7 protein-coding genes and 1 pseudogene are annotated in these 6,978 nt (G+C 52.1%); 6 read left to right on the top strand and 2 right to left on the bottom strand.

The genetic code is table 11. The annotated features are described in order from the left end of the window. Positions 1-341: 341 nt before the first annotated feature. From ddpX to E0D98_RS19925, 6 genes and pseudogenes are all read left to right on the top strand, one after another. Entirely contained in the window at positions 342-923 is a 582-nt protein-coding gene (ddpX, locus tag E0D98_RS19900; RefSeq protein ID WP_001285834.1) for a D-alanyl-D-alanine dipeptidase, read from the top strand. Positions 924-936: 13 nt separating this feature from the next. Then, positions 937-2,487, top strand: coding sequence for an ABC transporter substrate-binding protein (locus E0D98_RS19905; RefSeq protein WP_047086485.1), 1,551 nt, complete (start codon positions 937-939; stop codon positions 2,485-2,487). A gap of 1 nt (position 2,488) precedes the next feature. Next, positions 2,489-3,511, top strand: a complete 1,023-nt coding sequence (locus E0D98_RS19910; RefSeq protein ID WP_000145123.1) for an ABC transporter permease — start codon at positions 2,489-2,491, stop codon at positions 3,509-3,511. Beyond that, positions 3,508-4,394 (top strand): annotated as a pseudogene (gene ddpC, locus E0D98_RS19915) (D,D-dipeptide ABC transporter permease). Before E0D98_RS19910 ends, ddpC begins: the two are co-directional and overlap by 4 nt. Beyond that, positions 4,391-5,377 (top strand): ABC transporter ATP-binding protein, encoded by a 987-nt coding sequence (locus tag E0D98_RS19920; protein WP_000193566.1) that lies wholly within the window; start codon positions 4,391-4,393, stop codon positions 5,375-5,377. The pseudogene ddpC and the gene E0D98_RS19920 overlap by 4 nt, the downstream one beginning before the upstream one ends. Further along, on the top strand, positions 5,370-6,296 hold the full coding sequence (locus E0D98_RS19925; RefSeq protein WP_024227959.1) for an ABC transporter ATP-binding protein: 927 nt from the start codon (positions 5,370-5,372) through the stop codon (positions 6,294-6,296). The genes E0D98_RS19920 and E0D98_RS19925 overlap by 8 nt, the downstream gene beginning before the upstream one ends. A gap of 55 nt (positions 6,297-6,351) precedes the next feature. On the opposite strand, the gene osmC is transcribed toward E0D98_RS19925, so the two are convergent. Continuing rightward, entirely contained in the window at positions 6,352-6,783 is a 432-nt protein-coding gene (gene osmC / locus E0D98_RS19930; RefSeq protein WP_000152305.1) for a peroxiredoxin OsmC, read from the bottom strand. Further along, the coding region (locus tag E0D98_RS27560; RefSeq protein WP_205713026.1) for a hypothetical protein at positions 6,780-6,978 on the bottom strand (199 nt) is incomplete at its 5' end. The genes osmC and E0D98_RS27560, both read right to left, overlap by 4 nt.

The raw sequence follows: 6,978 nt of genomic DNA on the forward strand, positions 1-6,978 counted from the left end.
ATTCAGGGATATTTCTTTTCCCGCCCCCTACCCGCCGAAGAAATTCCAGGCTGGATGAGCAGCGTGTTACCGCTGAAAATCTGACAAATTCCTCTCGCCCGCACTCGCGGGTTTTCATTTAACGTGACACTGTCACTTAAATACTGTGATTTCAGCTACGATTCCGGGAGATTCCTTCCTTAACTTCCCCTCTTGCACCAAAACTGCACTACGCTGCACAAATGTTGATCAAAAGTTAAAAAATATAACTTTAAGCCAGCATTCTGGCGCTTATCCCGGCATGGCATGAGATCTGCATAAGCGGAAAGCGCAGCAATTTTTGTCTTATACAGGAACCGTTTATGTCGGATACCACCGAACTGGTTGATTTAGCCGTAATCTTCCCTGATCTGGAGATCGAATTGAAATACGCCTGCGCTGATAACATCACAGGTAAAGCTATTTATCAGCAAGCGCGTTGTCTGCTACACAAGGATGCGATTACCGCGCTGGCGAAAAGTATCAGTATCGCCCAGCTGTCAGGCTTACAACTGGTGATTTACGATGCGTATCGCCCACAACAAGCACAGGCGATGTTGTGGCAAGCCTGCCCAGACCCGCAATATGTTGTTGATGTGACGGTCGGTTCTAATCACAGCCGTGGCACGGCGATCGACCTGACGCTTCGTGATGAGCACGGGAACATCCTCGATATGGGCGCAGGGTTCGATGAAATGCACGAGCGCTCCCATGCCTATCACCCTTCCGTCCCGCCCGCCGCTCAGCGCAATCGGCTGTTGCTGAATGCGATAATGACTGGTGGCGGTTTTGTCGGTATCTCCAGCGAATGGTGGCACTTCGAATTACCCCAGGCAGCGAGTTACCCTCTGCTCGCTGATCAATTCACCTGTTTTATATCCCCTGGCACACAACACGTCAGTTAATCAGGAAACTGTCATGAAGAGATCGATACCGTTTCGTCCCACATTGCTCGCGCTCGTCCTTGCCACAAATTTCCCGGTTGCGCACGCCGCCGTACCGAAAGATATGCTGGTGATTGGTAAGGCCGCCGATCCACAAACCCTCGACCCGGCGGTAACAATAGATAATAACGACTGGACGGTGACCTACCCGTCTTATCAGCGGCTGGTTCAGTACAAAACGGACGGTGATAAAGGCTCAACCGACGTTGAAGGCGATCTGGCAAGTAGCTGGAAAGCGTCTGACGATCAAAAAGAGTGGACGTTCACCCTGAAGGACAATGCTAAATTTGCCGATGGCACACCGGTCACTGCCGAAGCAGTAAAACTCTCTTTTGAGCGGCTACTAAAAATCGGCCAGGGGCCAGCAGAAGCATTTCCCAAAGATTTAAAGATTGATGCTCCCGACGAACATACGGTGAAGTTTACCCTTAGCCAGCCATTCGCACCGTTCCTCTACACGCTGGCGAATGACGGTGCATCCATTATCAATCCGGCGGTCTTAAAGGAACATGCAGCGGATGATGCTCGCGGCTTCCTCGCGCAAAATACCGCCGGTTCCGGACCATTTATGCTGAAAAGCTGGCAAAAAGGTCAGCAATTAGTTCTGGTGCCAAATCCGCATTACCCAGGCAATAAACCGAACTTCAAACGGGTATCGGTAAAAATTATTGGTGAAAGTGCCTCCTGTCGCCTGCAGCTCTCCCGTGGCGACATTGACATTGCCGATGCGCTGCCGGTGGATCAACTCAACGCCCTGAAGCAGGAAAATAAAGTCAATGTGGCAGAGTATCCGTCACTGCGCGTTACCTATCTGTATCTGAATAACAGCAAAGCGCCTCTTAATCAGGCGGATCTGCGTCGGGCCATTTCCTGGTCTACCGATTATCAGGGAATGGTTAACGGCATTCTGAGTGGTAACGGAAAACAGATGCGCGGCCCGATTCCGGAAGGCATGTGGGGCTACGATGCGACGGCAATGCAATACAACCATGACGAAACGAAAGCCAAAGCCGAATGGGATAAAGTGACGAGCAAACCCACCAGCCTGACGTTTCTCTACTCCGATAACGATCCGAACTGGGAGCCTATTGCTTTGGCGACACAATCCAGTCTCAACAAGCTGGGCATCAATGTGAAGCTGGAAAAGCTGGCGAACGCCACCATGCGCGACAGAGTGGGTAAAGGTGATTACGACATTGCGATTGGCAACTGGAGTCCGGATTTTGCCGACCCGTATATGTTTATGAATTACTGGTTTGAGTCAGACAAAAAAGGTCTGCCGGGTAACCGCTCGTTCTATGAAAACAGTGAGGTCGATAAGTTACTGCGCAATGCGCTTGCGACCACCGACCAGACGCAGCGTACCCGGGACTACCAGCAGGCACAGAAAATCGTCATTGATGACGCTGCTTATGTGTACCTGTTCCAGAAAAACTACCAACTGGCGATGAACAAAGAGGTGAAAGGCTTTGTGTTCAATCCCATGCTGGAACAGGTCTTCAATATCAATACCATGAGTAAATAACGTGACCTTCTGGAGTATTTTACGCCAACGCTGCTGGGGGCTGGTGCTCGTGGTGGCGGGCGTCTGCGTGATTACGTTTATTATCTCGCATCTGATCCCTGGCGATCCGGCGCGGTTACTGGCGGGTGACCGCGCCAGCGATGCTATCGTGGAAAATATTCGCCAGCAACTGGGACTGGACCAGCCACTGTATGTACAGTTTTACCGCTACGTCAGCGACCTGTTTCATGGTGACCTGGGAACATCCATTCGTACCGGGCGTCCGGTGCTGGAAGAGTTGCGTATATTTTTCCCGGCGACGCTGGAGCTGGCTTTTGGTGCCCTGCTGCTGGCACTCCTGATTGGCATCCCGCTGGGCATACTCTCTGCAGTCTGGCGAAATCGCTGGCTGGATCATCTGGTGCGAATAATGGCCATTACCGGAATCTCCACACCTGCGTTCTGGCTTGGGCTGGGCGTCATTGTGCTGTTTTATGGTCATCTGCAAATTCTTCCCGGCGGCGGAAGGCTTGATGACTGGCTGGATCCACCAACGCACGTTACCGGCTTTTATCTGCTCGATGCGCTGCTTGAAGGCAACGGTGAAGTCTTCTTCAATGCGTTGCAACATCTCATCTTACCGGCATTAACGCTGGCGTTCGTTCACCTGGGAATTGTCGCTCGCCAGATCCGCTCAGCGATGCTGGAACAATTGAGTGAAGACTACATTCGTACCGCCCGGGCCAGCGGCTTGCCCGGCTGGTATATCGTTTTATGTTATGCGCTACCCAATGCGTTGATCCCATCGATTACCGTATTGGGTTTGGCGCTGGGCGATTTGTTGTATGGCGCAGTGCTCACCGAAACCGTTTTTGCCTGGCCCGGAATGGGTGCATGGGTAGTAACATCAATACAGGCGCTCGACTTCCCGGCAGTGATGGGCTTTGCCGTCGTGGTTTCATTTGCTTATGTGCTGGTCAACCTGGTGGTGGATTTGCTCTATTTGTGGATTGATCCGCGTATCGGACGTGGAGGTGGTGAATGATGCTAAGCGAGGAAACGTCCGCCGTACGCCCACAAAAACAAACGCGATTTAACGGTGCAAAACTGGTATGGATGCTGAAAGGCAGTCCGCTCACCGTGACCGGCGCAGTCATCATTGTATTAATGCTATTGATGATGATTTTTTCACCGTGGCTGGCGACGCATGATCCCAACGCCATTGATTTAATCGCCCGCCTTCTGCGGCGCACTGGTTTGGCACCGATGAAGTGGGACGCGATCTGTTCAGCCGCGTACTGGTCGGCAGTCAGCAATCAATTCTCGCCGGATTAGTCGTGGTTGCCATTGCGGGTATGATTGGTTCGCTACTCGGATGTCTATCCGGTGTGCTTGGCGGACGCGCAGACGCCATCATCATGCGCATCATGGACATTATGCTGTCGATTCCTTCGTTGGTACTGACAATGGCACTGGCTGCCGCTCTCGGGCCGAGTTTATTTAACGCCATGCTGGCGATTGCTATTGTGCGAATTCCCTTTTATGTGCGCCTGGCGCGGGGGCAAGCATTAGTTGTACGCCAGTATACTTATGTTCAGGCGGCGAAAACCTTTGGTGCGTCGCGTTGGCATCTGATCAACTGGCATATTTTACGTAACTCCCTGCCGCCGCTGATCGTGCAGGCATCGCTGGATATCGGTAGCGCGATTTTAATGGCCGCCACGTTGGGATTTATTGGCCTGGGTGCACAACAACCGAGTGCTGAATGGGGCGCGATGGTAGCGAATGGTCGCAACTATGTACTCGATCAGTGGTGGTATTGCGCATTTCCGGGGGCAGCGATTTTGCTTACCGCCGTCGGGTTTAATCTCTTTGGTGATGGTATTCGCGATCTGCTTGACCCGAAAGCAGGAGGAAAGCAGTCATGACCCAACCCGTTCTGGACATTCAACAACTGCATTTGAGTTTCCCCGGTTTTAACGGCGACGTTCACGCGCTCAACAATGTGTCCTTGCAGATTAACCGCAGTGAAATTGTCGGTCTGGTGGGAGAATCCGGCTCAGGTAAATCAGTCACCGCAATGCTGATTATGCGTCTGCTACCGACGGGCAGTTATTGCGTACATCGGGGGCAGATTTCACTGCTGGGAGAAGATGTTCTTAACGCTCGGGAAAAACAGCTTCGTCAGTGGCGCGGCGCACGAGTGGCGATGATCTTTCAGGAACCGATGACCGCCCTCAATCCGACACGTCGAATAGGTCTTCAGATGATGGACGTAATCCGCCATCATCAACCAATAAGTCGTCGGGAAGCCAGAGCTAAAGCGATTGCCCTGCTGGAAGAGATGCAAATCCCGGATGCCGTGGAAGTTATGTCGCGCTATCCGTTTGAGCTTTCAGGTGGTATGCGCCAGCGGGTAATGATTGCGCTGGCATTCTCCTGCGAGCCGCAATTGATTATTGCCGACGAACCGACTACGGCGCTGGACGTCACGGTACAGTTGCAGGTACTGCGTTTGCTTAAACATAAAGCCCGCGCCAGTGGAACTGCGGTACTGTTCATCAGCCATGATATGGCCGTGGTGTCGCAACTGTGCGATAGCGTTTACGTGATGTATGCCGGAAGCGTAATTGAAAGCGGCGTGACGGCAGACGTTATCCATCATCCCCGGCATCCGTATACCATTGGTTTGCTACAATGCGCACCAGAACATGGAGTACCACGCCAGCCATTACCAGCCATTCCAGGGACGGTACCAAACCTCACCCATTTGCCTGACGGCTGCGCTTTTCGCGATCGTTGCTATGCGGCAGGTGCACAGTGTGAAAACGTCCCGGCGCTGACAGCGTGTGGTGACAACAACCAGCGCTGCGCCTGTTGGTATCCGCAGCAGGAGGTCATAAGTGTCTAACACGTTATTAACGTTATGCGACGTCCATATCAATTTCCCGGCCCGTAAAAACTGGCTTGGTAAAACTACGGAACATGTTCATGCCATTAATGGTATTGATTTACAGATCCGCCGTGGTGAAACCTTAGGGATCGTCGGCGAGTCAGGCTGCGGCAAAAGCACCCTCGCACAGCTTTTAATGGGTATGCTGCAACCGAGCCACGGGCAGTACATCCGTTCAGGATCACAACGCATTATGCAGATGGTGTTTCAGGACCCGCTCTCTTCGCTCAATCCGCGCTTACCGGTGTGGCGCATCATCACAGAACCGCTCTGGATAGCTAAGCGTAGTAGTGAACAACAGCGGCGAGCGTTAGCAGAGGAGTTGGCTGTGCAGGTGGGTATTCGTCCGGAGTATCTCGACCGCCTGCCTCATGCGTTCTCCGGCGGGCAGCGGCAACGCATCGCCATTGCCAGAGCACTCTCTTCGCAGCCTGACGTGATTGTGCTTGATGAGCCAACCTCTGCACTGGATATCTCCGTGCAGGCGCAGATCCTCAATTTACTGGTAACGCTACAGGTAAATCGCGGGCTGACCTATGTGCTGATCTCACACAATGTCTCGGTGATTCGTCATATGAGCGATCGGGTAGCGGTGATGTATCTCGGGCAGATTGTAGAACTGGGCGACGCGCAGCAGGTGTTGACGGCACCTGCACATCCATACACCCGATTATTGCTGGATTCCCTCCCCGCCATTGATAAACCGCTGGAGGAAGAATGGGCATTACGTAAAACGGATCTGCCGGGAAACCGCACGTTGCCGCAAGGCTGTTTTTTCTACGAACGTTGCCCCCTTGCAACCAGCGGATGCGAAGTCCGGCAATCATTAACGACGCGGGCTGACGGACGTGAGATCCGTTGCTGGCGGGCGCTGTAGAGATGCTAACAACGCATCAGGCATTCACGCGCCTGACGCGTCATCCGGCAATGCTTTACGATTTCAACTGGTAATCAAGCGTAATTTCCGCTTTCAGTACCTGAGAAACCGGGCATCCTGCTTTTGCTTTCTGGATGATGCCGTCAAAGGTAGAGGCATCAATACCCGGCACCGCAACTTCACTCTTCAGTGCGATTTTCGTAATCGCAAAACCGGCATCCACTTTATCCAGCGACACATCGGCGGTGGTATCAATCGATGTTGGCGTAAATCCCGCTTCCCCCAGCATTAATGAAAGCGCCATTGAGAAACATGCGGCATGCGCTGCGCCAATCAGTTCTTCAGGGTTAGTTCCTTTTTCGCCTTCAAAACGCGTGTTAAATCCATACGGCTGTTGGTTCAGCACACCACTCTCGGTGGATACTGTTCCCTTCCCGCGTTTGATATCGCCTTCCCAGTGTGCCTGACCTTTCTTATGGATTGTCATTGTTGCTCTCCTGTGGGCTTAAAAAGGAAATTATAGACTACGTGAGAAACAGCACGAGGATAAGCAGGATATTCCGAATAAAAATCCGGCAGAAATATTACTTCTGCACTTAAATTAAATTTCCACAATAGATAACCGGGAATATATAACCCAAGAGATATTGCATTAATATTAATCAACTCACCACAATAATAA

Source organism: Escherichia sp. KCJ4928 (genome assembly GCF_004352695.1).
GTDB lineage: Bacteria > Pseudomonadota > Gammaproteobacteria > Enterobacterales > Enterobacteriaceae > ECMA0423.

Excerpts from the sequence above, each read along its gene's own strand:
- osmC (WP_000152305.1), bottom strand. The coding sequence starts at position 6,783 with ATGACAATCCATAAGAAAGGTCAGGCACACTGGGAAGGCGATATCAAA.
- E0D98_RS19920 (WP_000193566.1), top strand. The coding sequence starts at position 4,391 with ATGACCCAACCCGTTCTGGACATTCAACAACTGCATTTGAGTTTCCCC.
- E0D98_RS19905 (WP_047086485.1), top strand. The coding sequence starts at position 937 with ATGAAGAGATCGATACCGTTTCGTCCCACATTGCTCGCGCTCGTCCTT.
- ddpX (WP_001285834.1), top strand. The coding sequence starts at position 342 with ATGTCGGATACCACCGAACTGGTTGATTTAGCCGTAATCTTCCCTGAT.